The organism is Hydromonas duriensis (assembly GCF_004363775.1).
In the GTDB taxonomy this organism is placed as follows: Bacteria; Pseudomonadota; Gammaproteobacteria; order Burkholderiales; family Burkholderiaceae; genus Hydromonas; species Hydromonas duriensis.
This window is the reverse complement of the sequence record NZ_SNZE01000027.1, coordinates 1-25,978: the sequence shown is the minus strand read 5'-3', so window position 1 is coordinate 25,978 and position 25,978 is coordinate 1. Positions and strand designations below refer to the sequence as shown.

Genomic DNA, 25,978 nt, shown 5'->3' with positions numbered 1-25,978 from the left:
CTGTATTTCTTGGCTTTCATCGTAGTATTCCTTTTCTTGTGAGTTTAAGGACTTTTTTCTACTTTGATTCGCTTTTATTTTTTGGGATGATTACCGGGCAACTGCCCAAGCACATGCCACAATGTACGCAATCTTGGATGAGCGCTTGAGTCTCCAAGGCCTCATCGTTTTTCTTCAAGCTATCAATTAAATTAAGATACATGCTTCGCCTCACCTAAGCCCAGTCGATGACGATTAAAAATGTGTTGCGGGTCAAATTGCGACTTCACAGCCAGCTGTAAAGCTCGAAGATTAGGCTCAACGTCCGTATGAACCATGACATCATCCTGCATATTAAGCGCACGCCGATAAATAATCGCGTGCCCACCCGCCACTTGAAAACGCGAAATTAAATTCTCCTCTGGCAAAGCCCATAGCCAGCGTAAAGCCCCTCCCCACATGCCCAGACCTGCGTCGGCGTGGACATCCAAACCATTGACTGCTGTTGGCAACACGGCACGCCATAATGCATGCTTATCACTGGGTGGCTGACTAAAGTATGGATGAGTTTGCTCATTTAAATCGGTCCAAAAAGCAAGTTCATCCTCTAACTCACACCACGGTTCACTGGTCAATGTTTTTGCCCATTCGTCTAGCATACGTAAGCCTGCGGCTATCGCGGGCTTTACCCCTGCCAATCTCACAGTTAACACCCCATCGAACCATGCTGTTCCAACAACGACAATGGGTTTAACTAAAAACTGACGACACAATTGTTGTGCAGTAGAAAAGTCACAATTTAGCTGAACCGTGCAACTCATGACAGGTTGAGGTAAAACCTTTAAAGACACTTGCGTCATCACGCCGAGCCCACCCATGCTGCCAACTAAAAGACGAGACACATCATAGCCCGCGACGTTTTTCATGACGTTTCCACCGAACGTCAATAAATCACCTTTAAAATTAAATAACTGCGCGCCCAACACGTAGTCCCATATGCCACCGACATATAAACGAGCAGCCCCTGCCCAGCCTGCATTAATCACCCCGCCGACCGTAGCGCCCTTACTTACAAAAGGCGGCTCAAAAGGCAAATATTGATTTTTTTCTTTTAACGCTTGCTCTAAGTCCGACCACGGTGTACCTGCTCTAACAGTCACAACCAATTCTGTGGGTTCGTAATCAATGATGCCTTTTAAATCGGTGGTCTCGAGCAATTCGCCTTCAAGATGTCCAAAAAAATCCTTCGTGCCCGCACCTCGAATGCGCAAGGGTTCTTGGTTCGCATGAGCCGCTTCGATTTGTTGTTGCCAACGCTGTAAAATACGTTCCATTTTAAAACCTCGGTAAGTCTGGGAAAGGCATTTCGCCATGATGAACGTGCATCTTGCCAAACTCAGCGCATCGATGTAACGTTGGAATGGCTTTTTCTGGATTGAGCAATCGCAAAGGGTCAAAAGCCGACTTAAGCGACCACATGGCTTGACGCTCAGCATCCGAAAACTGCATGCACATGTGATTAATTTTTTCTAAACCCACACCGTGCTCACCTGTAATCGTGCCGCCTAAGGCAATACACGCCTCTAAAATTTTCGCTCCAAACCGCTCCGCACGCTGAACCGAATCCTCGGATTGACCATCAAACATAATGAGTGGATGCAAATTACCATCCCCTGCATGAAACACATTTAAGCATTTCAAATCAAACTCATGCTCCATATCGGCAATTGCTTGCAGCATCTGTGCTAAGTTTTTTCGTGGGATTGTACCGTCCATACAATAATAGTCAGGCATTAAGCGTGCGGCGGCAGGAAAGGCGGCTTTACGCCCCGCCCAAAATTTCAAACGTTCGGATTCATTTTTAGACACCTGTAAACGACTGGCGCCAGATGCCCGCAAAACCGAGCTCATGGCCTCAATCTCCTGCGCAACCACATCAGGCTCACCATCAGACTCACACAACAACAAAGCAGCCGCCTCCAAATCATAGCCAATACGTAAATACGATTCGACTGCTGCAGTTGTGGCTGCATCCATCATCTCCAAACCTGCTGGAATCAATCCTTGTGCAATAATATTTGCCACAGCATCCGCCGCGCTTTGTACCGTAGGAAAAGAGGCCAAAATCACCGCGGCATGACGTGGTTTTGGCACAAGTTTCACCCACACCGTTGTCACTACCCCGAGCATTCCCTCTGAACCAATAAATGCGGGCAACAAATCCAACCCAATGGCATCAGGAGCCAAACCACCTAACTCAACGATTTCACCATTCATCAGTACCACACGGACTTTTAACACATTATGGACGGTCAAGCCATACTTCAAACAGTGAACGCCACCCGCATTCTCGGCCACATTTCCGCCAATTGAACACGCCACCTGCGATGACGGATCAGGCGCATAATACAAACCGTATGGTGCAGCCGCCTCTGAAATTGCCAAGTTGCGCACGCCCGCCTGTACACACGCCACGCCATTTGAAGCTTCTACATCTAGAATTCGGTTAAATTTGGTCATAACCAACAACACGGCCTCTTGGGTCGGCGTCGCCCCTCCTGACAAGCCCGTACCAGCCCCACGCGTCACCACAGAAATATGAAGCGAATAACAGGCTCGCAAAACGCTTTGAACCTGCTCCTCATTTTCAGGCAAAATAACACATAATGGAATTTGCTTGAGTAAAGTCAATCCATCCGACTCGTACGGTCGCATGTGTGTATCATGGCTCAAAATATTAGCTCTTGGAATACTGGAACCCAGCTTTTGAAGCAAAGAAGCCAAACGTTTTTTCATGCTACCCTCTTGCGTGTATTGTTTAAGTAGAATTTAAACAGAATTAATTATTTAACAATTAGTTAAGTATAACTTAAGCTAAATCCCATTTAAACTCATGATATTTTTTAAAAACTTCATCTGAAACAAGCCCCTAACCCAATAATTAAAGCACTCACATGAACCGAATTGATCAAATCATTACGCGCACAGGCGACAATGGCACAACAGCTCTTGCCGATGGAACTCGCCATCTCAAATCAAGTCCTCGCTTTATGACGATGGGCGATGTTGACGAACTAAACTCTCACATCGGACTCTTGCGAAGCCATTTGCGCATCGACGAAAATACAGACAATGACAGCAAAATAAATGAATTAGACCACTTTTTAACCGACATACAGCATCATTTATTTGAAATTGGCTCCGAACTCGCTGTTCCAGGAATGAGCTTTCTAAACTCAAAAGCTTTAGACATGCTCGAAACATGGAGCGCCAAAGAAACCGCCAACCTCCCAGCCCTTAAAGAATTTATTTTACCCAGCGGTACGATTGGAGCGAGCCAAGCCCATGTCTGTCGCAGCGTTGCTCGACGTGCCGAACGCAGTATGGTTGACCTCGCCCAAGTTGAAGCCGTTAACGACTTATTAGTGCGTTACTTAAATAGATGCTCTGATGTTTTTTTTATCATGGCGCGTGTGCTTAATCAATACGCACAACATCCCGAAACACACTGGCGCGGCAATTTAAATGAATAACACCCATATTGTGAAAAAACAATTCCCACAAAATTCAATCATCATTTGAAAATCAAAGTAGATTTACTAAATAAAAAAGTAGAGTGACTGACTCGAAAAAAATCATAGTAAAATTACTAAATCAAAAAAGTAGAGTGACTGACTCATAAAAAACAGCACTATATTGTGAAAAAATATGAATCTTGCAAAATTCAATCACCGCCTGAAAATCAGAGTAGAATTAATTTTCATAAAAAACAACACCAATATTGTAAAAAGATACAAATCTTTCAAGATTTAATCACAATCTAAAAGTCAAAATAAGATTAATTATTTATAAAAAAACAATACCAATGTTGTAAAAAGATACAAATTTTAAAAAACTTAATCATTATCTGAAAAATCAGAGTAGAATTGCTAAACCAAAAAAAGTAGAATTACTAACTCGAAAAAAATCATAGTAGAATTACCAAATCAAAAAAGTAGAGTTACCAATTCAAAAAGACAAATTAACAAGTAGACAGAAGCCTTTTAAATAGCAAGCCAGTTTTCTATTTTTCTATTAGTAACAGTCGCGAATTAACCAGCAGGAGAAACGTAGCATGAGCGAGTGGAAACTCAATGATTCCAATTTTACTTGGTTAGATCGACTCAAACTTTCAACTTTCTTTTTAAACCCGCATCATATGTGGACAATGAGCACTCAAGTCAAAAAATTTGAGGCCCTGATGACTGAATACATTGGCAGTCAACATTCTATTTTTGTGAGCAACGGTTCAACAGCCAATACATTGTTGGCGATGTATACACAAGATTGCATCGCTACACCTGAAAAAAAGACGGTCATTTTTCCTTCAGTGACTTGGATTACCTCTGTTTCTCCATTTATTCGTTTAGGCTTTACACCCAAATTTATCGACATTTCACTCGATGATTTTGCAATGGATTTGGATCTTTTGGAGGCTTATTTAGCTGAACATCACCACGAAGTGGCCTTGATTTTTGTAACAGCTCTGCTTGGTCGCACGCCCAATATCGCTCGCTTAAAAAATATTGAAGAAAAATACAACGTGAGGGTGATGATGGACAACTGTGAAGCTCACTTCTCAACGTACAACGACAAAAATATCAGCAGCTACTTTACATCAACCACCAGTACATATTTTGGGCACTTGCTCCAAAGTGTTGAAGGCGGATTTGTATTTACCAATGATAAAGCGGAGCAAGAGTATTTCACGATGAGCAGAAATCACGGCATGTTTCGTACATTGCCCGCTGAAGAACAGAACAAATACCGAAACCCTTTGGTTGATGACCGCTTTAGTTTTTATCATCTGGGCAATAATTTTAGAAATACAGATTTACATGCGAAAGTAGGCATTCTCGATTTTGCACGCATCAACTTTTATACGCAACAACGTTTAAAACTGTATGAAATTTTCAAAGATAACCTCAGTGAACACTATATTCTGCCCAAAGAATTTAAAGAACGAAAAAACGTCATGTTCTGTTTGCCAATTATTTCAACAGTCGATGGTCTAAAAGAACACATCATGGCGTATTGCCAACGCAATCACATCGAAATGCGCCCGATAATTTCAGGAAACCTACTGCGACAAACGGCACTAAAAGATTTTGGTGATTACAAAGATTACCCAATCGCTGAACTTATTCATCAGTACGGCTTTTATATTGGTTTGCACCCACAAATCACAAAAAAACAAATTTTGACCTTTGTTCAATACCTCAACAGCTTGGTTTAATTCACATGAAAATTTTAATCTGCACAATCATGCGTAATCGCGCAGACATGTTGTTACTTTGGTATCAACAGTTGCAACAATTGGTTGCCCATGACATTGAAAATGAGTATTTTTTATCAGTTTATGAAAACGACTCAACAGATAATAGTAAGCAGCTACTGGCTGAGCTGGATTTTAGCTTTTTTAATGATGTCACTGTTCAATCAGAAAACATCAACACTGATTTTTTTGGCTCGGTCATTGACAAGCAACGCGTCATAAACTTGGCCAACGCCCGCAACAAATGTATTTATGGTTCCCCCCATTACGCTTTTATGGACAAGATACTTTTCATCGAAATGGGGGTTTCTTATGACATAAAACAAGCAATAAATTGCATACAAAATAGTACTGATTACGACATTTTATCTGGAATTTCTGTTATAACTCCACTGGCGCTGGAGGCTTTAAACACGACGCCAGCATTATTGGTCACCATTTATGACCAATGGGCCACTCGTTTTTCTCCTAACTCTTTTTGGGAGGAGAAAGTTATTGTGAAAAAAGATTATTACCAAATGGTTTGGAGCACCTTTAATTGTTTTTGTGTTTACAACGCCGAGCCATTTAAGGCAGGCATTACATTTGGCTGGAAAAATGCACGTGTCCAAAACTTAAACTTTGCGCACACACAGCCCCAAACTGGACAACCAACTGCAGAACAGTATTTTGCCGATTGTGACACAGCCGTGGTTTGTGAAAACTTTCAACATCATCACTACTCTAAAATTGCAATTGATACTAACTTTATTGTCTTGCATCACAGTTAAAACTTATCTATCGCCATGAAACAGACACACATACACCTCGGCCAATGGGGCACATTCGACCTTTATTGCAACCAAAGTGTATTTTTTTTGGGGCTCAATGACCAACAAGCCCAAATAAAAAAACAAATCATGTGGGAATGGGGTCAACAACAATTATCACAAATCCCCGAAATCGAACGTGTTGGCTTTGTTTCTTTTGACATTTTGGACACTTTACTTTCCAACCCACTTAGTTTTAATGTGAACTGGGGAACGTTGTCTTTTATTGCTGTGTCTCGTGTCTACAAGCACTTAAATCTTTTTGACGATAGCATCCACAATGATTTTTCATACGTACAAGGCATTTTCAATACAACCATTTCCTTCGGATTGCGGATTTATAACATCATCATTCCCGCATCATTATTCGAACACTCACCAACAAAACTCAAAAAAGCACATACAACCGCCCATCAAGTGGGCATCATCGACGTCTCTTGTTATTTAAAAACGCGCGATCAATTATTAAGCAATCAAGTACTGATCGTGAACACCGACATGTCTTCGAAAAGTAAAAATGGCACAGAAGAGGCAAGACGCGCGTATATCCCCGAAATCATAGGTCAACTTTCCAAATCGAAGTTAAAGCCCGTCCTTTTAATGAATAAACAGGCCGCCCAAGAGCTCGGTTACAGCTCGCTTTGTGAAGTGGTCGACTCTGTTGAAGACAATCGCTATTTTCACAGTATATTGTTCACGTCAACACTCATTGCAGACTTACCAAAATTTCTTCATCGCTCTGTATTTAGCTACCTTTATTTCTTCGATATTATTGCGACGGATATTAAGTTGTCATCCTTGAATAACTTAGGCAATGTCTTTCCTTTTTTAGATGAGTTTATGATGTGCAGCGATTATTCAACCAAACAAGTCGAAGCACTGTACCCAGAAGCCTCCACACTGCTCTCCACAGGTTATTTACCCGTTACACTACCAGAGCGGCTTCCCCCCCCTCCAGAACTCAAGCCCTATCCAAAATTTCATTTTGTCGTCGGCAATTTTTTCCCACATAAATTACTAAAACCCGCGCTCAAATTTTTGTGCAACACCTTCCCCAACACTCAATTTGTAGCACTTGGCAAACCCAATGACTACGACACTTACAACAACTTACACGTATTTGAATCCAGTGTCACAAGCGATGAAATTGTTGACGCCCTGTATCAATACTCAGAATCCATCATTTATCCGTCGATTTACGAGGGTTTTGGCTACCCTTGGGTCAAAGGGCTGGCTATGAAAAAAAATGTCTGGGTTTATGACTCGATGCTAATTGATGAAATCGCAAACGCCTATCGTTTGGACACGACGCTTCTGCATAAGTTCTCCAGTTTGGCCGAACTACAAGAACAATTCTCGTCGCTTATTTCACAATCAAATAAAAAAACTGCGCCCTCTGCTTCAAGTCAAACAACCATTTACCCACACCACAATTATATTTGCGATATGTTGCATCAAAGAATCATCCAGCCCCCAACAAAGGTTCGGATTAAAAGATTCGATTGAACGGTTAAAATTTCTGTTATAATGCCAGTTGCTCAATTTTGAGCACACGGCGTGATGCAAGACCATCGCGTTCGCAAGTTAATTTTCAAAGGAAACACATTATGTCTATTGTAAAGACTGACATCGTTGCACAATACCAACGCGCGCCTGGCGACACAGGTTCTCCTGAAGTTCAAGTAGCCATTTTAACGGCTCGCATCAACGATTTAACTGAACACTTCAAAGCACACCACAAAGACCATCACTCACGTCGTGGTTTGTTAAAAATGGTTAGCCGTCGTCGTAAATTGTTAGACTACCTCAAGCGCAAAGATGCAGATGCTTATCGTTCTTTGATTGAACGCTTAAGCTTGCGTAAGTAATTTGCAGCGTTGTTATAAATGCCTGTGTCTATTTTGATGCAGGCATTTTGCTTTTTTTTAAGATTATTTTTACTCATTAGGCAAACGTCATTATTAGACAGGTGTTATTCCAATAAGTTTTAAAAACTCGTTTGAAACTTACTGGAATAGCATGTCGAAATGACGTCAACTCCATAAAACTAAAGGACTCATCATGACAATGTTTAACAAAGTCACAAAAACATTCCAATACGGTCAACATACCGTCACTATGGAAACAGGCCAAATCTCTCGCCAAGCCTCTGGTGCTGTGGTTTTGAGCATGGACGAAACTGTTGTTTTAGCCACTGTTGTAGCGAAAGAGCAAGCCAAAGCAGGCCAAGATTTCTTCCCATTAACTGTTGATTACATCGAAAAAGTCTATGCAGCGGGCCGTATTCCAGGTGGTTTTTTCCGCCGTGAAGGTCGCCCATCAGAAAAGGAAACATTGACAAGTCGTTTGATTGACCGCCCGTTGCGTCCTTTATTCCCTGAAGGCTTTTACAACGAAGTTCAAGTGGTCGTTCAAGTTTTGTCTTCAAATCCTGAAATCAACGCAGATATCCCAGCCCTCCTCGCCGCCTCAGCGGCCTTAGCAGTTTCTGGCATCCCATTTGCTGGCCCCGTTGGTGCAGCACGCGTTGGTTACATCGATGGCGAATACATCCTCAACCCCACCTATAGCCAACTCGAAAAATCACGTATGGATTTGGTCGTAGCTGGTACCGAAGCCGCAGTATTGATGGTTGAATCTGAAGCTCAACAGTTGTCAGAAGAAGTTATGCTTGGTGCCGTGGTTTACGGTCATGAACAAATGCAAGCTGCGATTGATGCGATTTATGAACTCGTGCGCGATGGTGGCAAACCAGAATGGAACTGGGTTGCACCCGCGAAAAATGAAGCCTTAATTGCCAAAGTGTCTGAGCTGGCTGTTGCCCCTATCGCTGCCGCCTACCAAATTCGCGAAAAGCAAGCTCGCACCAACGCCCTTCGCGAAGTGTCGAATAACGTCATCGCGGCTTTAACCGAAGCTGGCGTTGAGTTTGACTCTGTAGATGTGGGCAATATGTTGTTTGATTTAGAATCGAATGTCGTCCGCTCTCAAATTTTAAGCGGACAGCCACGTATTGATGGTCGCGACACTCGCACAGTTCGCCCTATTGAAATCAGCTTGGGCGTGCTGCCACGCACACACGGTTCGGCTTTATTCACTCGCGGCGAAACACAAGCCTTAGTCGTGGCCACATTGGGTACAAAAACCGATGAACAAATCGTCGATGCACTTGAAGGCAATAGCCGTGACCATTTCATGTTGCACTACAACATGTTCCCAGCAGCAACAGGCGAAACAGGTCGTGTCGGCTCACCGAAACGCCGTGAAATTGGCCATGGCCGATTGGCCAAGCGCGCTTTGGCTGCTTGCTTGCCTAACCACGAAGACTTCCCATACACCATCCGTGTCGTATCAGAAATCACCGAATCAAATGGCTCATCTTCAATGGCTTCGGTCTGCGGCGGCTGTTTATCATTGATGGATGCGGGCGTACCGATGAAAGCTCACGTTGCGGGTATCGCCATGGGCTTGATTAAAGATGGCGGAAAATTTGCAGTTTTGACCGACATCTTGGGTGATGAAGATCACTTGGGCGACATGGACTTTAAAGTTGCAGGTACAGCGATTGGTTTAACTGCATTGCAAATGGACATCAAAATCCAAGGCATCACAAAAGAAATCATGCAAGTTGCCTTAGCACAAGCCCGTGAAGGTCGTATGCATATTTTAAGCCAAATGGAAGCGTCTATCAGCGGCGCTCGCACTGAGATGTCGTCATATGCACCACGCCTATACACAATGAAAATCAACGCAGATAAAATCCGTGATGTCATTGGCAAAGGTGGCGCAACAATCCGTCAATTAACTGAAGAAACAGGTACGACGATTGATATTCAAGAAGACGGTACCATTACAATTGCTTCAAATGACGCTGAAAAAGCTGCCGAAGCCCAACGCCGCATCACTGAATTAACCGCAGAAATCGAAGTGGGTCAAATTTACGATGGCGTTGTATTGAAAATATTAGACTTCGGTGCGATTGTGCAATGCTTCCCAGGTAAAGATGGTTTGTTACACATTTCTCAAATCGCACATGAGCGCGTCAACGCTGTAAGCGACTTTTTGAAAGAAGGTCAACACATTCGTGTTAAAGCGACTGAAATGGATGATCGCGGTCGCGTCAAACTTTCGATGAAAGCCCTCATCGAAAAACCGCAAGCCGCTGCAGCCCCAGCACCTGAGCAACAAGGCTGATTCCATTAGCACGGTTATAGTTTACCGCGCTAAAAAATCCGCTAAACCCAGTACGACGTACTGGGTTTTTGATTCAAATGCATTCACTTAAAAAAATTGGGTTATGGCAAATCGCCATAATGCATCTATTGATTGGAAACACATCATGACAAGAAAACACAACTCTTTAGACATCGAGAAACTTCAAGCCGTCATCATTGATGCCCTAGAAGATGTCAAAGCACAAGACATTACCATTCTCAACACGGAGAAGCTGTCGGGCGAATTTGATCGCGTTATTATTGCAACGGGCAGCAGCAATCGGCAAACCCGCGCTCTCGCAAAAAATGTACATGAAAAAGTCAAAGAAAATGGCGGTGAAATTCTCGCAACAGAAGGCGAAGATACGGGCGAATGGGTTTTAGTGGATTGCGCAGACATCATTGTGCATCTTATGCAAGCACCGATTCGCGCCTACTACAACTTAGAAGAACTGTGGGATGGTCGCAACTAAACTTGTGTGCTCACAGCACAAGCTCAATAAACAAAGACTGAGAAATTGTAATAATAGTTAGTCAATGCGTCCTTGCACTGTTGGTTCTATCAATAAAAAATACGCAGAACCGTCGGTGACAGGACGATGCTCAACTCCACGCGGCACGACAAATAAATCTCCAGAGCCTAAGGACACACGCTCAATGCCACCCGCCTCGGTACGCATTTCAATGGTCAATTGCCCTTGAATCACTAGAAATATGTCATCAAAATCTACATGCGTATGCCAAGGATAAGTTTTTTCACCCAAAGTTACCATGATGTCGTGCCCATCAAATTGAGCCAGAACATGAGGTGTCCAAGCTTAGTTAAGTTTAGATATTTCAGAGGCAATACGAATACTATTCATGTGTTCTCCTTTTATTCATAATGGCTTTATACAACCATAATCCAAAATAAAATTATCGCGGCAAGCCGCGATAATTAAGATACATCAATTGTGGTCAAAGCCACTCAAAACTCTGGTTTACTCTTCTCGCGAAGCACGTTTGCGTTCATGCTCTTTCAGATGGCGCTTGCGTAAACGAATGGATTTAGGGGTAATCTCAACCAATTCATCGTCTTCAATAAATTCAACAGCATATTCCAAAGACATTTGAATGGGTGGCACAAGTCGCACAGCCTCATCTGTGCCAGAGGCACGAACGTTGGTCAACTGTTTACCTTTAATCGGATTAACAACTAAATCATTGTCCCGTGAGTGGATACCAATAATCATCCCCTCATACACGGGGTCGTTGTGGCTAACAAACATGCGTCCGCGGTCTTGCAGTTTCCACAACGCATAAGCAACAGCAGCCCCATCATCTTGTGAAATCAAGACACCGTTACGACGACCTGGCATTTCTGCTTTAACATCAACAGGTTCATACGCATCAAACACATGGCTCATTAAACCCGTACCACGGGTCAATGTCATGAACTCGCCTTGGAAGCCAATCAAGCCTCGCGCAGGAACTCGATATTCAAGGCGAACACGACCTTTACCATCGGGCTGCATGTCTTGCAGGTCACCGCGACGACGACCAAGTTCTTCCATGACCGCACCTTGGTTGTTTTCTTCCACATCGACCGTCAACATTTCATACGGCTCATGGCGTTCACCATTGATTTCACGGAACACCACACGCGGGCGCGATACGCCCAACTCATAACCTTCGCGGCGCATATTTTCAAGCAAAATGGTCAAATGCAACTCACCGCGACCTGAAACTTCAAAAACAGTATCATCATCAGTTTGTTTGACGCGCAGAGCTACGTTTGATTTCAATTCTTTTTCCAAACGGTCACGTAGCTGACGACTGGTCACAAATTTACCCTCACGACCTGCGAGGGGCGATGTGTTGACGCAAAAATTCATCGTCAAGGTCGGTTCGTCAACAGTCAACATGGGTAAGGCATCGGGCGTATCTACGGCGCACAACGTAGTGCCAATGTTCAAATCTTCAATTCCATTAATCAAAACGATATCGCCTGCTTCTGCCTCATCGACCGTCAAACGCTCTAAGCCTTTGAATTTTTGCACTTGATTAATGCGACCTTTACGCGGCGCACCTTCTGGGCCATCCATAAAAATCACGTCTTGACCTGCTTTAACTCGACCACGGGCCACACGGCCAATGGCGATTTTACCAACATAAGTTGAGTAGTCTAACGATGTCACTTGCATCTGCAATGGTGCATTGGCATCGGCTTCTCGTGTGGGTACATGCTTGATGATGGCATCAAACAAAGGATTCATATTGCCTTCGCGGTCAGCATCGTTTAAAGATGCATAGCCATTTAAAGCAGACGCATAAACCACTGGAAAGTCCAATTGCTCATCTGTTGCACCCAGTTTATCGAACAATTCAAATGTTTCGTTAATCACCCAATCAGGGCGTGACCCTGGACGATCAATTTTATTAATCACAACAATCGGTTTTAGACCCAAAGCCAAGGCTTTACGAGTCACAAAGCGCGTTTGAGGCATTGGCCCTTCGACCGCATCCACCAGCAGCAATACGCCATCCACCATCGATAAAACACGCTCAACTTCACCACCAAAATCGGCGTGACCAGGGGTGTCAACAATGTTGATATGCGTATCGTTGTATTCAACCGCACAGTTTTTTGAAAGAATCGTAATGCCACGTTCCTTTTCAATGTCGTTAGAGTCCATCACGCGCTCATCAACTTTTTCATTGTCGCGAAAGGTACCTGATTGGCGTAATAATTGGTCAACCAACGTGGTTTTACCGTGGTCAACGTGAGCGATAATCGCGACGTTGCGCAATGCGCGTTGCTGTGTCATAAATCTTCTTTCAAGTTAAACATTCTAATTAAACTACTTACTACCTTTACGACGGCAATGCCGTCATTAAAACCTTGGTGGGTGACAACGTGTGTCCAGAAATGCTGGCCACACCAATGAGCTGGTCTCGCCGATACACACGGATTGAGTCTGTATCTACAAGACTAATTTTTAAACGTTGACCTTGCACAAAACGAGCAGCCTGTACATCATCTAAACGCACCTCTGGCAAACTTTGCAACAAAGCATCCAAAGGCAATAGCGATGTTATCCGCCCCGCTTCAGTCATCGTTTCAAGCTGCTCTAAGGTCAAAGCATCCGCCAGTTGTAAATCTCCAACGGCTGTACGGCGTAGTCCACTTAAATGCGCCCCTACGCCCAACGCTTCTCCCATATCCTGAGCCAACGTCCGAATGTAAGTCCCTTTGCTGCATGTCACACTCATAACCACATTTGGATAATCAAAAGATATGGTTTCAAGTTTTAAAATGCGGACAGCCCTCGCTTCACGTTCAAGCTCCACACCTGCGCGAGCGTACTCATACAAAGGTTTACCGTCTTTTTTTAAGGCAGAATACATGGGCGGGATTTGCAAAATATCACCCACGAACTGCATTACAGTGGCATCCCATTGTGCGCGTGTCACCACTGTATCCGAACTGAAAACAACTTCGCCCTCAGCATCACCCGTCGTTGTCGATTGCCCCAAAACCACGCGTGCTTCATAGGTTTTATCTGCATCCAATAAGTCATGAGCCAATTTAGTTGCATGACCAAAACACAACGGCAATAAACCATCTGCTAAAGGATCTAATGTTCCTGTGTGCCCAGCCTTCAGTGCACCGAGCAACCATTTCGCTCGCCCCAATGCTTGTGTACTGGAAATACCCAAGGGCTTGTACAAAAGCAACACACCATCAATCGCTGTACGAACCTTTTTAATCTTTTCCGTCATGTTCAATTAATCTTGCACTGGCGGTGTTGAATTGGCTTGGTCGATCAAACTGGATAACTCAATTGCCTTTTCTAAACTGCTGTCAAACACAAAATGCAAACTGGGTACGGTGTGTATACGTAACATTTTAAACAAATGATTTCGTAAAAATCCTGCCGATTCGTTTAATACTTTCTCTGTCGTGGGCGCATCTGCGCCCAAAACTGTAAAAAACAATTTGGCATGCGCGTAGTCAGGCGTTAACTGCACTTCTTGTATAGTCACTAAACCAATGCGCGGATCACGCATTTCGCGCTGAATCAAAATTGACACGTCTTTTTTGATTTGCTCAGAAATGCGTACCGTGCGATCTGTGGCGGGTTTCTTTGCCATTATTTATCCTAAAATATATTACAGCGTACGCGCCACTTCTTTAATTTCAAAGACTTCGAGTTGATCGCCCTCTTCAATTTCAGTGAAGTTTTTAATCGACAAGCCACACTCAAAACCTTCTTTAACTTCTTTCACATCGTCTTTAAAGCGTTTCAATGACTCGAGTTCGCCTGTATGAACGACAACGTTATTGCGCAATACACGTACCATTGCCCCACGTTTAACTGTGCCTTCGAGCACCATACAACCCGCAATCGTACCAATCTTAGTCGCTTTAATCACTTGACGAATTTCAACCAGACCCAGCATTTCTTCTTTTTTCTCTGGACTTAACATACCCGTCATCGCCGCTTTGACTTCGTCAACAGCATCGTAAATCACATTGTAGTAACGAATATCCACGCCATTTGATTCAGCCAACTTGCGTGCTTGCGCATCGGCACGGGTGTTGAAGCCAATGATGACGGCACCAGAAGCGATGGCCAAGTTAATGTCTGATTCAGAAATACCACCAACACCACCGTGCACAACTTGAATTTTAATTTCGTCGGTCGATAATTTTTGTAACGATTGAACCAAGGCTTCTTGTGAACCTTGAACGTCAGCTTTAATCAACAACGTCAAGTTTTGTACTTCAGCGGTTGAGCCACCTTCGCCCGTCATGACTTCAAACATATTTTCAAGTTTAGCCGCTTGTTGACGTGCCAATTTCACTTCACGGTATTTACCTTGGCGGAAGTTTGCAATTTCGCGTGCTTTACGCTCATCTGCAAGTACCATAACCTCTTCACCTGCCGCGGGGACGTCCGACAAACCTTGAATTTCGACAGGAATTGAAGGCCCTGCTTCATTAATTGCTTTTCCATCTTCATCCAACATGGCACGGACGCGACCATACGTTGTACCCGCAAGTAGAACATCACCTTTGCGCAAAGTACCGCTTTGAATCAAAATGGTCGCCACTGAACCGCGACCTTTATCCAAGCGCGCTTCAATCACTAAACCTTTTGCGGGGGCATCAACAGGGGCTTTTAATTCCAAAACCTCAGCTTGCAACAAAACTTGCTCCAGCAATTCGTCCAGACCCGTGCCTTTTTTAGCTGACACTTCAACGAATGGAGAATCCCCACCGTATTCCTCTGGAATCACACCTTCAGTCACAAGCTCTGTTTTCACACGCTCTGAATTGGCTTCAGGCTTGTCAATTTTATTCACGGCAACCACTAAAGGCACGCCTGCTGCTTTCGCATGTGCAATCGCTTCTTTTGTTTGTGGCATGACGCCGTCATCAGCGGCTACCACCAAAATAACAATATCGGTGGCCTTAGCACCACGAGCACGCATGGCGGTAAACGCCTCGTGACCTGGGGTATCTAAGAAAGTCACCATACCGCGAGGTGTTTCGACATGATACGCACCAATGTGTTGAGTGATACCACCCGCTTCACCATGAGCCACGCGCGCGCGGCGAATGGCATCGAGCAATGACGTTTTACCGTGGTCAACGTGACCCATAACGGTAACCACAGGCGCACGAGGTAAGGCTTCTGCACCGTGATGTTCAGTCGCTTCATCCTCAAGGAATGCATCGGGGTCATCCAACTTGGCGGCAAATGCTTTATGACCGAGTTCTTCAACCACAATCATGGCCGTATCTTGGTCAAGTACTTGGTTGATGGTGACCATTTGTCCTAATTTCATTAAAACTTTAATGATTTCAGAAGCTTTAATTGCCATTTTGTGCGCCAAATCGGCGACAGAAATGGTTTCTGGAACATGAACTTCTTTAACAACAGGTTCTGTAGGCGCATTAAAACTACCCACTTCATCGTTGTGTTCGGCTTGATGACGATTCTTTTTACCACCTCCGCGACGTCCTCGGTCTTCAATCACAGCACCTCGGGTTTTCATACCGCCTCGACCTCGCGCACCATCACCCGCGCTTTTACCAGAAACGCCTTTGCCGCCTTTTTTGGCTTCTTCACGCAATGAAGCCGTTGTTTCCATTGTCGCCACAGCTGTCGGTTTCTTAGCGGCCACTTCAGGTTTATTAGGTTTATGTAAAGTGCCTTCAATTGGCTTAGCGACCAACGTTTTAGCAGGTTGCGACATCATTTGTTTGATGTTAGCCGCTTCTTGTTCTGCTGCACGGCGGCGACGTTCACGCTCCGCATCCAAAGAATTCGATTGTTCAGCGCGCTGAGCGCGCGCAAGTTCCAAGCTGGCCCGTGCTTGTTCGGCATCAGCTTTAGCTGCTTCCAACTCTTTTGCAGCACGAATTTGCTCTTTGGTTTGTTTTTTCTCTACAGGTGCGGCTGTCTGCTGTTTGGCTTTTTTAGGCTCTGCGGGTGCTTGTTGTACCGCTTGTTGCGCCTTAACCTCTTCAACTACAGGCTTCGTCGGCACAGCATCAATTTTAGCTTGTCGCTCAGCACGCGCCTTTGCATCCGCCTCTTGGCGCGCCAATAATTCTTGTGCACGCGCAAATTCAGCTTCACGTTTTTGAATTTCAGCATCATTTAAAATTTGAGTCGATTCAACTTCAACCGTTGGGGTTACTGCTGGTTGAACAATATTTTTCTCAACAGGGACTTCTGCAGGCGCCACTTCATCACGAGCCACAAAAGTGCGTTTTTTGCGGACTTCAACCTGTACCGTACGGGTTTTACCCGTTGCATCAGCCTGACGAATTTCACTGGTTGATTTTCGGGTCAAGGTGATTTTCTTCTTACCTTCTTCAGTTGCGCCATGCGAGCGACGCAAAGACGTGAGTAAAGCAGATTTATCTGACTCCGTCAGTTCATCTGCACCCGATGATTTTTCGACGCCTGCACCACGCAATTGCTCCAATAGCACATCCACTGGCATTTTGAGCTCTTGCGCGAACAAGTCTACCGTCATTTTTATCATATTTTACCTTCGATTCTATTTGCTTTTGAAAAAGCCTTGCTAGATTGACCAAGCTCTTTCAAGTTTTAAGTATATTTCCACTTGAGATGAGAGTTTAATATTAGTTCTCCGTGAACCAATGCTCACGGGCTTTCATAATCAAACTTTTGGCTTGCTCTTCATTCAAAGAACTCATTTCCATCAACTCATCAACAGCTAAATCTGCCAAGTCATCACGAGTCACAATTTGATGATCCGCCAGTTGCGCAGCCAAAGCTGTGGTCATGCCATCTAAACCTAGCAGGTCTTGTACTGTGTCGGCTTTTTCTTCTTGCACAATCGCATCGGTCAAAATCGCTGCGCGCGCACGGCTGCGCAACTCTTCGACCAAATCTTCATCAAAGGCTTCTATTTCCAACATTTCAGCCACGGGAACATAAGCCACTTCTTCCAAGCTGGTAAAGCCTTCTTCAATCAAAATCATAGCGACTTCTTCATCCACATCTAATTTCGATGTGAATAAATTCACTAACGCCGCGCTTTCTTTTTCATGCTTTTCTGCCGATTCGGCTTGAGTCATCAAGTTAATTTGCCATCCAGTCAATTGGCTAGCCAATCGAACATTTTGACCTGAACGACCAATTGCAATGGCTAAGTTTTCATCATCAACCACAACTTCCATCGACTTAGAGTCTTCATCAACGACAATCGAGCTAACCACCGCTGGTGACAAAGCATTCATGACAAATTGCGCAGGCTGTTCATCCCAAATCACGATGTCAACGGCTTCTCCGCCGATTTCATTTCTCACGGCAGTCACGCGTGAGCCACGTACGCCAACACATGTGCCAACAGGGTCAACGCGCTCATCCACCGCGTGCACTGCTATTTTTGCACGCACACCTGGATCGCGAGCAGCCCCCTTAAGCTCTAAAGTTCCTTGAGCGATTTCTGGAACCTCTTGGCGGAACAATTCCATCAAGAACTCTGGTGCGGTACGTGACAATTGTATCTGACGCGCACCACGTGCGGTTTGATCAACTTCGGCCATATAGGCGCGTACTCGGTCTCCCGCACGGAAGTTTTCACGAGGCAACATATTTTCACGCAGCAAAACAGCTTCTACTTTGCCCGATTCAATGATGGCTTGAACTTTATCAACACGTTTGACCGTACCCATCATAACTTTTTCACCACGAGCGAGAAAGTCTTGTAAGAGTTGGTCACGTTCTGCATCACGAATGCGTTGTAGAATCACTTGTTTGGCCGTTTGTGCGCCAATGCGACCAATCTCAACCGACTCAACCTCTTCTTCAACAAATTCGCCCACTTGGATATCAGGCATGTCTTCTTGTGCTTCAAACAACAAAATTTCACGTTCAGCTTCTTGCAGCCCCGCTTCGTTTGGCACCACTTCCCAGCGGCGGAAAGTCTCGTAGCTACCCGTATCGCGATCAATTTGCACACGTAAATCAACGCCATCTTCACTATAACGACGTTTGGCTGCTGAAGCCAATGCGGCTTCCAATGCACCAAATACGACGTCCACATCAACGTTTTTTTCACGCGCCAAAACATCGACCAACATTAATACTTCACGGTTCATTTTTGCTTCCCTTTAAAATTATAAACAGGCACCAATCGTGCTTTGTCCACATCCGCTAATCCAAATTCTAAAACCTGCTCAAGCCCCTCGTGCTCAAACAGCAATCCCAATTGTGCAGACTCATCTGCTGATTCATTTACACCTTGCAGCTTACCCGTGAAATTTTTACGTCCATTAATAGGCAGTTTTAATTTCACATTGGCATCTAAGCCTGCAAAACGCGCATAATCTAATAATTTTTTGAGCGGTCTATCCATACCAGGTGATGAGACTTCAAGACGCTCATAGTTGATATTTTCCACTTCAAACACATATGTCAGCTGACGGCTCGCCATCTCACAATCATCAATCATGATGGGCTTATCTGCGTTCTCATAATCGACATGATCGATAAACACTCGCATCAATCCATTGGCTGCGCGTTCAAAATCAACCAGCTCATAATTCAAACCTGCAAGCGTTTGGGTAATTAATTGTTCTAAAGTCATACACTATTTTTTAAAAAAACCATAAAAAATGGGCTCCACTCGTGGCGCCCATTTTTGAACTGTCTAATCGAGCTACGCGTGAAACTGCGTTTGCTTGTGGCCGAAAAGACATTAACCTATTAAATCATCCAACATTATACGGTTTTTTTTGTCATTTTAAAACAACTTTAATAAGATTCGACAGCGAAAACATCAAAAATTGATGCTTATTCTCCATCACCACGAGTTCCAGTCGATTTTTTCCGCCGATTACCATATAAACCACTACGCCCAGCAGCTGTTCCGACACCTTGACGCCCACCTTGACGTGCAGTCCTAGATGCATGACCTGACCTTTGAACCTCTGCGGCCTGAGTCGAGTCTGCATGACGACGCGGTGCTTGCGTTGAACGCGCCCCCGTTGAGCGCGAGTTGCTGTCCATAGCAACATGGCGTGTATTTTTAGGTCCGCGCGGCTGAGTCGAACGGGTCGCATCTTTTGCATGAGCCTCAGAAGCATGACCGCGCATATTATGCGTTCGACCACGCGCGCCCCCCGCTGACTGAGCTTGACGACCACGGCCCGTTAATCCCGTTTCGTTAACCACTGCCACACCAAATGCACTCATTAAATGCGCATTTTCGGGCACAATTTGAACATCTCGTCGGTTATCTTGTCCACTTTGACCGCCATATCCACGACCACCGCGTGAATGTTTAACAGCAGTATCAACCTGCGCATTTAAGCCCAACTCACGCATCAATTGAACCACCTGTGGTCGCTGCCATTCTTCAAAACGTCCTCGTTTGAGCAAACTTGGCAAAATCACAGGGCCAAAACGCACACGAATTAAACGGCTTACTGTTAAACCAAGTGCTTCAAACATGCGGCGAACTTCTCGATTGCGACCTTCACCAATGACAACCCTCAGCCAACGATTAGCCCCGTCGCCTCCCAGTGAGTCAACCACTGAAAATTTAGCCAAACCATCTTCCAACTGCACACCTTTTTTTAAAATATCGATGTGTTCTCGTGTGACCTCACCTAAAACACGTACCGCATACTCACGTTCATTTTCGTAACGTGGGTGCATCATGCGATTGGCAATGTCACCCGAAGTCGTCAAAATCAATAAGCCTTCAGTATTAAAATCCAAACGTCCCACTGCCAACCACTTGCCTTTGCGGGTAAATGGCAATTTATCAAAGACTGTTGGACGACCCTCAGGATCAGAGTGACTCACAATTTCACCCGCAGGTTTATGATAAATAACAATGCGAGGCACGGTTGGAATCAAGCTTTTACGTTGCAACAACTTACCATTTACACGTACTTGGTCTTCGTCAACAATACGCTGACCAACATGAGCAGGTAATCCGTTGACAGATACACGCCCAGAAATAATCAATTCTTCCATATCTCGGCGGGAGCCTACGCCAGCATCAGCTAAAACTTTTTGCAACTTAACAGAGCCTTCAACCATATCAAAGTCAGCATCGTCATCTAAGCGCATTTCTGCAGCTTGAGGCTTTCGCTCTTTACCCCCCTTGGCGCGCACACCCGCACGAAACAAACGCTGCCCAACTCGTTCACGCGAACCTTTATTCGCTGACTTATCTTGCCATCCCCACTGTTCAGGCAAAGCATCATCAGCTTCTAATAATGTATGAGCCACGTTGTTTTCTCGAACTGGAATGGATGCTGATTGAGAATTAGCAGGCTTGGCAGATTTTTTTGTGGGCTTTGAACCATGCAGATCCTCATGCGAGTCCCGACGCTTACGCAAACCATGCGGACCGCGCAAAAGGGTACTTTTCTTTTTGGGTGAAATGGATGCCCCAGCTTCTGAAACTTTAGTTAAATCGTCATTATCTTGACTCATATTCATTCTACTTTACTCGGGTGTGGAATTTTCCGCCTCGGAATTTGAAGGCGATGCTTCTAAATAGTTCTCGTTATCAATATCTTTGGCTAAATCGCTAGTCGCAGACTCGGTATGCATTTGCTCTTGCTGCACCAACGTCAATTGCCCTGAATCAGCCTGCGCTTCTTCTGTTGTCAAAACCCCGACCTGAGCCCGTTCAGTCAGCGGTTTAATACCATCTAAAGACAACTGGGACTCGACTTCGGTTTCATGTTCAGCCAACAATGGTGGCAAATCACGGACATGTTGAAGCCCCAAGTCATCTAAAAACTGTTTTGTCGTAGCCAATAAGGCAGGTCGACCAGGGACTTCGCGATGTCCAACCACATCAACCCAGCCACGATCTTCAAGTTTTTTAATGATTTCAGAAGACACAGTCACGCCGCGTATATCTTCAATATCACCGCGTGTCACAGGCTGCTTATAGGCAATAATCGCCAACGTTTCTAAAACGGCTCGCGAGTAAGATGCTGGCTTTTCTGCACGCATACGGTCTAAATATGGAATCAAATCAGGTGCGCTCTGAAAACACCAACCCGTCGCAACCTGCACCAAGTGAACAGCTCTCGTCTGCCATTCAAGGGCGATTTCGTCTAATAAAGCACGTAATTGCTCATTGCTCAAATCGCTATCCAAAGACTGCCTGATTTGCGCCAGCGACATCGGGGCATCGTGACATAAAATCAGCGCTTCGATAATGCGTTTTAACTCTGAAAGTATCATGTGTACAATGGTTTAAATCAGCTCTGAAACACTTTGGAGCTTGATATGATGCCTGCTTAAATTTAACGCATGCACCGCTTGAATACAACAAAACCAAGAAAATCTTGGCAATTACTATGTTTAAGAAATATGAGAATAGGGTTAAGCTGACTTTTTTATTGTGCTGTCAACTTTCTGAGACTATCAGCTCATGCTGATTGGTTGCGGGGGCAGGATTTGAACCTACGACCTTCGGGTTATGAGCCCGACGAGCTACCATGCTGCTCCACCCCGCGCCAGAAAAACTAAGAGGTATGGTTGGCGGAAGCGGTGAGATTCGAACTCACGGTGGACGTAAATCCACGACAGTTTTCAAGACTGTAGCATTAAACCGCTCTGCCACGCTTCCGTTACCAAGAACGATATTGTAATCCGCAAATAAACTTTACGCAAGCTATTTTTTGCTTTTTAATGCAATAACGCAGAATTAAATCGAAAAACAAAAAAACGGTCAAAGAATCGACCGTTTTATAAAAGACTGATTGTTGAGCTTAGACTTTTTTGAATAGCACTGAACCATTTGTGCCACCAAAGCCAAATGAATTACTAATGGCCACATCAACTTTCAAATCACGAGCGGTGTTCGCACAGTAGTCTAAATCACAGCCCTCTCCTGGATTAATCAGATTGATGGTTGGCGGTGATTTTTGGTTGGCAATGGCTAAAATCGTAAACACAGCCTCAACGCCACCTGCACCACCAAGTAAATGCCCCGTCATAGATTTGGTTGAGTTAACCACGACTTTGCTGGCTGCATCGCCTAAAGCGCGTTTGACTGCAATGGTCTCTGCCACATCACCCAAAGGTGTTGATGTGCCATGAGCATTGATATAATTAACCTCATCCGCGTTGACACCCGCATCACGCATCGCATTGCGCATGGCGCGCATGGCACCATCACCATCGGCACAAGGTGCTGTCATGTGATTGGCGTCGGCGGACATGCCATAACCTGCCACTTCAGCATAGATTTTTGCGCCGCGCGCTTTAGCATGTTCGTATTCTTCGAGGACCAATACACCCGCACCTTCGCCCAGTACAAAGCCATCGCGATCTTTATCCCAAGGGCGCGAAGCCAATTCTGGCTCGTCATTACGACTCGACAAGGCACGCATGTTACCAAAGCCAGCCATCGCCAATGCCGACACCGTTCCTTCAGCACCACCTGCAACCATTACATCGGCATCTCCATACTGAATCATACGTGCAGCATCACCAATGCTGTGCGTACCCGTTGTACAGGCAGTCACAATTGATACATTTGGCCCTTTCAGTCCGTACATAATCGACATATGACCTGAAATCATATTGATAATCGAGCCTGGAATCATGAAAGGTGAAACACGTCGTGCACCTTTATCAAACAAGTTAGCGCAATTTTCTTCAATCATGGGCAAGCCACCGATGCCCGAACCAATTGACACCCCAATACGCTCGGCATTTTCTTCTGTGACCACGATGCCTGAATCTCGAAATGCTTGAATACCTGCGGCAAGTCCATAATGAATAAACGCATCCATTGTGCGCAACTCTTTAGCACCAATGTACTCTGCTGGGTCAAAGTTTTTGACTTCACCCGCAATTTGAGAACTTAGTGCGCTCGCATCAAATTTAGTCACTCGAGTAATGCCCGACCGCCCTGCCAATAAATTAGCCCAAACTGTATTCACGTCATTCCCTACGGGCGACACAATTCCCAGCCCAGTCACAACTACTCTGCGTTTACTCATTTACGTCCCCCATTCGAAAAGCTTTTTTCTTTTCGAGCTAAAATTTAAAACATACACAACCAAAAAACAAAGAGACCCTGAAAGGTCTCTTTGTTTTTATTCATTCTGCCAGAACAAAATAACTGTCAATCAATTATTTACCGACGTTAGCCGATACATAATCAATGGCTTGTTGAACTGTAGTAATTTTTTCTGCGTCTTCGTCAGGGATTTCGCATTCAAACTCATCTTCCAATGCCATAACCAATTCAACTGTGTCCAAAGAGTCCGCACCCAAGTCGTTAGTGAAAGATGACTCGTTTTTGATGTCAGCTTCATTCACACCTAATTGCTCTGCAACAATTTTGCGGACGCGTTGTTCAATGTTTTCCATGCTTAATCTCCATTCATAAAAATAAATCGTGCTTGATTTATGGTCGCTATTGTAACAGGGTTTATCGGGCGGATTGCAAGTTTTATCTTCTAAATCATGCGTACGACCGTACACTTATTTGTCTAAATTTGATAAATATCTTAGCTTTATATGGCCAATATATCGGAAATTCTAATTAGTTCGTTATCAATAACATGTTCTTTTTTGACAGCATCGCTAAAGGGCACAAACACAATGCGACCATCGCGCATGCCCGCCATCACGGCCGATTGACCAGCCAATAAACCTTCTACCGCAGCCACCCCCAATCGACTCGCAAGCACCCTATCAGCGCAGCTTGGCGCGCCTCCTCGCTGCAAATGACCTAAAACAGTCACGCGCAAATCATAATTCGGATAGTGTTCACGGACGCGTTTGGCAATTTCATACACGCCGCCCTCTTCTCCTTCAGCGACCACAATGATGGACGAAGACTTACCCGCTTGATAACCACGGTCAAGCGATGCGAATAGTTTATTTAAATCAAAGTGTTCTTCTGGAATCAAAATATCCTGCGCACCAGCTCCAATCCCGCCATTTAATGCTAAGAAACCAGAATCACGCCCCATCACTTCGACGAAGAACAAACGATTATGAGAAGTTGCGGTATCGCGAATTTTATCAATTGCGTCGACAACAGTATTGAGTGCTGTGTCATAACCAATGGTGGTGTCCGTCCCAAAGATGTCGTTGTCAATCGTTCCTGGCAAACCCACAATAGGTACACCAAACTCCTCAGCGAACAACATCGCCCCTGTGAAAGTGCCATCGCCTCCAATCACCACCAATGCATCAAGCTGATTTTGAACGAAATACTGGTATGCTTGAGCGCGCCCCGCCGCCTCATAAAAACCTTTACAACGAACTGTTTTTAGAATGGTTCCGCCACGATGAATGATATTTTTAACATCCCTTGCGCCCATTTCATACATTTGGTTGTCAATTAACCCTTGATAACCTTGTTCAATACCAACGGCGGTGAGCCCATGATAAGCGCACGCTCGCACAACGGCACGAATAGCGGCATTCATGCCTGGCGCGTCCCCCCCTGAAGTTAATAATCCAATTTTTCGAATAGTAGTTGTCATAAACAGTCACGATAATCTAAATAGTAAACCCCAGCATCATAACTGCCAATCTCAATCACATCAAGGCTAGCCAATAGTGATCTGCCCTCATTTCAACGGACATTTTAAGCAGCTATTTTAGATGCTGCGGATTCAAATTTTACAGGGCTTTGGTATCCCAATTTTGAATGTTTGCGTTTGAAGTTGTAATAGGCTTCAATAAACCAGAAGATTTCACGTCTGGCGTGCTCCATTGACTCAAAAGCAATGCGATAGACATGTTCGACCTTGAGCGTGTGGAAGAAGCTCTCACAGGCGGCATTGTCGTAACAATTACCTTTCCCGCTCATACTGCATTTCAAGTCATAAGCTTTAATCAATCGCTGATAGGCTTGCGAACAGTATTGGCTGCCACGGTCGGTGTGCACAATCACCCCTGATGGGTAGCCCCGTTTGAACAACGCCGCCTTGAGTGCATCACAGACCAGACGTGCATTGATGCGCACACCAAATGCCCAACCAATGACCTTGCGTGAGTACAAATCCACCACCACTGCCAAATACAGCCATTGCTGCTTGACCCGAATGTACGTGATGTCAGCCACCCATTTGGTATTCGGTGCGTCGGCGTCAAAGCATTGGTTGAGCAAGTTAGGCGCTGTGGGTAGGT

22 protein-coding genes, 2 tRNA genes and 1 pseudogene are annotated in these 25,978 nt (G+C 44.7%); 7 read left to right on the top strand and 18 right to left on the bottom strand.

Going from position 1 to position 25,978, the window contains the following annotated elements; genetic code table 11:
- Positions 1-58 precede the first annotated feature (58 nt).
- From DFR44_RS11815 to DFR44_RS09770, 3 genes are read right to left on the bottom strand one after another with little or no spacing between them, the layout of a single operon-like run.
- Positions 59-202 (bottom strand): 4Fe-4S dicluster domain-containing protein, encoded by a 144-nt coding sequence (locus DFR44_RS11815; protein ID WP_133621389.1) that lies wholly within the window; start codon positions 200-202, stop codon positions 59-61.
- Positions 192-1,313 carry a glycolate oxidase subunit GlcE gene (gene glcE, locus DFR44_RS09775; RefSeq protein WP_162845237.1) on the bottom strand — a complete coding sequence of 374 codons (1,122 nt, stop codon included), beginning with the start codon at positions 1,311-1,313 and terminating at the stop codon, positions 192-194. Before glcE ends, DFR44_RS11815 begins: the two co-directional genes overlap by 11 nt.
- Position 1,314: 1 nt before the next feature.
- Positions 1,315-2,775: an FAD-linked oxidase C-terminal domain-containing protein gene (locus DFR44_RS09770; RefSeq protein WP_133621387.1), complete on the bottom strand. Its 1,461-nt coding sequence runs from the start codon at positions 2,773-2,775 to the stop codon at positions 1,315-1,317.
- Between the two features lie 158 nt (positions 2,776-2,933).
- Here DFR44_RS09770 and DFR44_RS09765 point away from each other — a divergent pair, with 158 nt between their 5' ends.
- From DFR44_RS09765 to rsfS, 7 genes and pseudogenes are all read left to right on the top strand, one after another.
- Positions 2,934-3,512, top strand: coding sequence for a cob(I)yrinic acid a,c-diamide adenosyltransferase (locus DFR44_RS09765; protein ID WP_133621386.1), 579 nt, complete (start codon positions 2,934-2,936; stop codon positions 3,510-3,512).
- 581 nt (positions 3,513-4,093) lie between these two features.
- Entirely contained in the window at positions 4,094-5,254 is a 1,161-nt protein-coding gene (locus DFR44_RS09760) for a DegT/DnrJ/EryC1/StrS family aminotransferase (RefSeq protein WP_133621385.1), read from the top strand.
- 5 nt (positions 5,255-5,259) lie between these two features.
- On the top strand, positions 5,260-6,063 hold the full coding sequence (locus DFR44_RS09755) for a hypothetical protein (RefSeq protein WP_133621384.1): 804 nt from the start codon (positions 5,260-5,262) through the stop codon (positions 6,061-6,063).
- Between the two features lie 129 nt (positions 6,064-6,192).
- The gene (locus tag DFR44_RS09750; protein WP_133621383.1) at positions 6,193-7,608 is read left to right on the top strand and encodes a glycosyltransferase; all 1,416 of its coding nucleotides are present in this window, start codon (positions 6,193-6,195) and stop codon (positions 7,606-7,608) included.
- 101 nt (positions 7,609-7,709) lie between these two features.
- Positions 7,710-7,970: a 30S ribosomal protein S15 gene (rpsO, locus tag DFR44_RS09745; RefSeq protein WP_133621382.1), complete on the top strand. Its 261-nt coding sequence runs from the start codon at positions 7,710-7,712 to the stop codon at positions 7,968-7,970.
- A 193-nt stretch (positions 7,971-8,163) separates the two neighbouring features.
- Positions 8,164-10,296, top strand: a complete 2,133-nt coding sequence (gene pnp, locus DFR44_RS09740; protein ID WP_211336931.1) for a polyribonucleotide nucleotidyltransferase — start codon at positions 8,164-8,166, stop codon at positions 10,294-10,296.
- A 145-nt stretch (positions 10,297-10,441) separates the two neighbouring features.
- Positions 10,442-10,774, top strand: a pseudogene (gene rsfS, locus DFR44_RS09735) (ribosome silencing factor); the annotation flags it as partial.
- 72 nt (positions 10,775-10,846) lie between these two features.
- Here rsfS and DFR44_RS09730 read toward each other — a convergent pair.
- The 15 genes from DFR44_RS09730 to DFR44_RS09660 form a co-directional block, all read right to left on the bottom strand.
- Complete coding sequence (locus DFR44_RS09730; protein ID WP_133621380.1) at positions 10,847-11,089, bottom strand: cupin domain-containing protein; 243 nt, start codon at positions 11,087-11,089, stop codon at positions 10,847-10,849.
- A 207-nt stretch (positions 11,090-11,296) separates the two neighbouring features.
- Positions 11,297-13,123, bottom strand: coding sequence for a translational GTPase TypA (gene typA, locus DFR44_RS09725; RefSeq protein ID WP_133621379.1), 1,827 nt, complete (start codon positions 13,121-13,123; stop codon positions 11,297-11,299).
- Between the two features lie 46 nt (positions 13,124-13,169).
- Positions 13,170-14,078 (bottom strand): tRNA pseudouridine(55) synthase TruB, encoded by a 909-nt coding sequence (gene truB, locus DFR44_RS09720; RefSeq protein ID WP_133621378.1) that lies wholly within the window; start codon positions 14,076-14,078, stop codon positions 13,170-13,172.
- A 6-nt stretch (positions 14,079-14,084) separates the two neighbouring features.
- On the bottom strand, positions 14,085-14,450 hold the full coding sequence (gene rbfA / locus DFR44_RS09715) for a 30S ribosome-binding factor RbfA (protein WP_133621377.1): 366 nt from the start codon (positions 14,448-14,450) through the stop codon (positions 14,085-14,087).
- Between the two features lie 18 nt (positions 14,451-14,468).
- Positions 14,469-17,360, bottom strand: a complete 2,892-nt coding sequence (gene infB / locus DFR44_RS09710; protein ID WP_133621376.1) for a translation initiation factor IF-2 — start codon at positions 17,358-17,360, stop codon at positions 14,469-14,471.
- 100 nt (positions 17,361-17,460) lie between these two features.
- Positions 17,461-18,945, bottom strand: coding sequence for a transcription termination factor NusA (gene nusA / locus DFR44_RS09705; RefSeq protein WP_133621375.1), 1,485 nt, complete (start codon positions 18,943-18,945; stop codon positions 17,461-17,463).
- Positions 18,942-19,433, bottom strand: a complete 492-nt coding sequence (gene rimP, locus DFR44_RS09700) for a ribosome maturation factor RimP (RefSeq protein ID WP_133621374.1) — start codon at positions 19,431-19,433, stop codon at positions 18,942-18,944. Before rimP ends, nusA begins: the two co-directional genes overlap by 4 nt.
- A gap of 206 nt (positions 19,434-19,639) precedes the next feature.
- On the bottom strand, positions 19,640-21,295 hold the full coding sequence (locus tag DFR44_RS09695) for a pseudouridine synthase (protein ID WP_246012100.1): 1,656 nt from the start codon (positions 21,293-21,295) through the stop codon (positions 19,640-19,642).
- Between the two features lie 12 nt (positions 21,296-21,307).
- Positions 21,308-22,060, bottom strand: coding sequence for an SMC-Scp complex subunit ScpB (gene scpB / locus DFR44_RS09690; RefSeq protein ID WP_133621372.1), 753 nt, complete (start codon positions 22,058-22,060; stop codon positions 21,308-21,310).
- Positions 22,061-22,258: 198 nt separating this feature from the next.
- A tRNA-Met gene (locus DFR44_RS09685) sits at positions 22,259-22,335 on the bottom strand.
- A 23-nt stretch (positions 22,336-22,358) separates the two neighbouring features.
- Positions 22,359-22,448 (bottom strand) — tRNA-Ser (locus DFR44_RS09680).
- A gap of 142 nt (positions 22,449-22,590) precedes the next feature.
- On the bottom strand, positions 22,591-23,829 hold the full coding sequence (gene fabF / locus DFR44_RS09675; protein ID WP_133621371.1) for a beta-ketoacyl-ACP synthase II: 1,239 nt from the start codon (positions 23,827-23,829) through the stop codon (positions 22,591-22,593).
- Positions 23,830-23,962: 133 nt separating this feature from the next.
- Complete coding sequence (gene acpP / locus DFR44_RS09670) at positions 23,963-24,202, bottom strand: acyl carrier protein (RefSeq protein ID WP_114562897.1); 240 nt, start codon at positions 24,200-24,202, stop codon at positions 23,963-23,965.
- A gap of 146 nt (positions 24,203-24,348) precedes the next feature.
- Positions 24,349-25,329, bottom strand: coding sequence for a 6-phosphofructokinase (pfkA, locus tag DFR44_RS09665; RefSeq protein ID WP_133621370.1), 981 nt, complete (start codon positions 25,327-25,329; stop codon positions 24,349-24,351).
- A 104-nt stretch (positions 25,330-25,433) separates the two neighbouring features.
- Positions 25,434-25,978 (bottom strand): IS3 family transposase (locus DFR44_RS09660; protein WP_133621369.1); only part of this gene is annotated, 545 nt, incomplete at its 5' end.

Coding starts and splice junctions, on each gene's coding strand:
- rbfA (WP_133621377.1), bottom strand. CDS start 14,450: ATGGCAAAGAAACCCGCCACAGATCGCACGGTACGCATTTCTGAGCAA.
- glcE (WP_162845237.1), bottom strand. CDS start 1,313: ATGGAACGTATTTTACAGCGTTGGCAACAACAAATCGAAGCGGCTCAT.
- infB (WP_133621376.1), bottom strand. CDS start 17,360: ATGATAAAAATGACGGTAGACTTGTTCGCGCAAGAGCTCAAAATGCCA.
- typA (WP_133621379.1), bottom strand. CDS start 13,123: ATGACACAGCAACGCGCATTGCGCAACGTCGCGATTATCGCTCACGTT.
- DFR44_RS09770 (WP_133621387.1), bottom strand. CDS start 2,775: ATGAAAAAACGTTTGGCTTCTTTGCTTCAAAAGCTGGGTTCCAGTATT.
- pnp (WP_211336931.1), top strand. CDS start 8,164: ATGACAATGTTTAACAAAGTCACAAAAACATTCCAATACGGTCAACAT.
- DFR44_RS09730 (WP_133621380.1), bottom strand. CDS start 11,089: ATGGTAACTTTGGGTGAAAAAACTTATCCTTGGCATACGCATGTAGAT.
- scpB (WP_133621372.1), bottom strand. CDS start 22,060: ATGATACTTTCAGAGTTAAAACGCATTATCGAAGCGCTGATTTTATGT.
- rpsO (WP_133621382.1), top strand. CDS start 7,710: ATGTCTATTGTAAAGACTGACATCGTTGCACAATACCAACGCGCGCCT.
- pfkA (WP_133621370.1), bottom strand. CDS start 25,329: ATGACAACTACTATTCGAAAAATTGGATTATTAACTTCAGGGGGGGAC.
- nusA (WP_133621375.1), bottom strand. CDS start 18,945: ATGAACCGTGAAGTATTAATGTTGGTCGATGTTTTGGCGCGTGAAAAA.
- DFR44_RS09750 (WP_133621383.1), top strand. CDS start 6,193: ATGTGGGAATGGGGTCAACAACAATTATCACAAATCCCCGAAATCGAA.
- fabF (WP_133621371.1), bottom strand. CDS start 23,829: ATGAGTAAACGCAGAGTAGTTGTGACTGGGCTGGGAATTGTGTCGCCC.
- DFR44_RS09695 (WP_246012100.1), bottom strand. CDS start 21,295: ATGAGTCAAGATAATGACGATTTAACTAAAGTTTCAGAAGCTGGGGCA.
- rimP (WP_133621374.1), bottom strand. CDS start 19,433: ATGACTTTAGAACAATTAATTACCCAAACGCTTGCAGGTTTGAATTAT.
- DFR44_RS09765 (WP_133621386.1), top strand. CDS start 2,934: ATGAACCGAATTGATCAAATCATTACGCGCACAGGCGACAATGGCACA.
- truB (WP_133621378.1), bottom strand. CDS start 14,078: ATGACGGAAAAGATTAAAAAGGTTCGTACAGCGATTGATGGTGTGTTG.
- DFR44_RS09755 (WP_133621384.1), top strand. CDS start 5,260: ATGAAAATTTTAATCTGCACAATCATGCGTAATCGCGCAGACATGTTG.
- DFR44_RS11815 (WP_133621389.1), bottom strand. CDS start 202: ATGTATCTTAATTTAATTGATAGCTTGAAGAAAAACGATGAGGCCTTG.
- DFR44_RS09760 (WP_133621385.1), top strand. CDS start 4,094: ATGAGCGAGTGGAAACTCAATGATTCCAATTTTACTTGGTTAGATCGA.
- acpP (WP_114562897.1), bottom strand. CDS start 24,202: ATGGAAAACATTGAACAACGCGTCCGCAAAATTGTTGCAGAGCAATTA.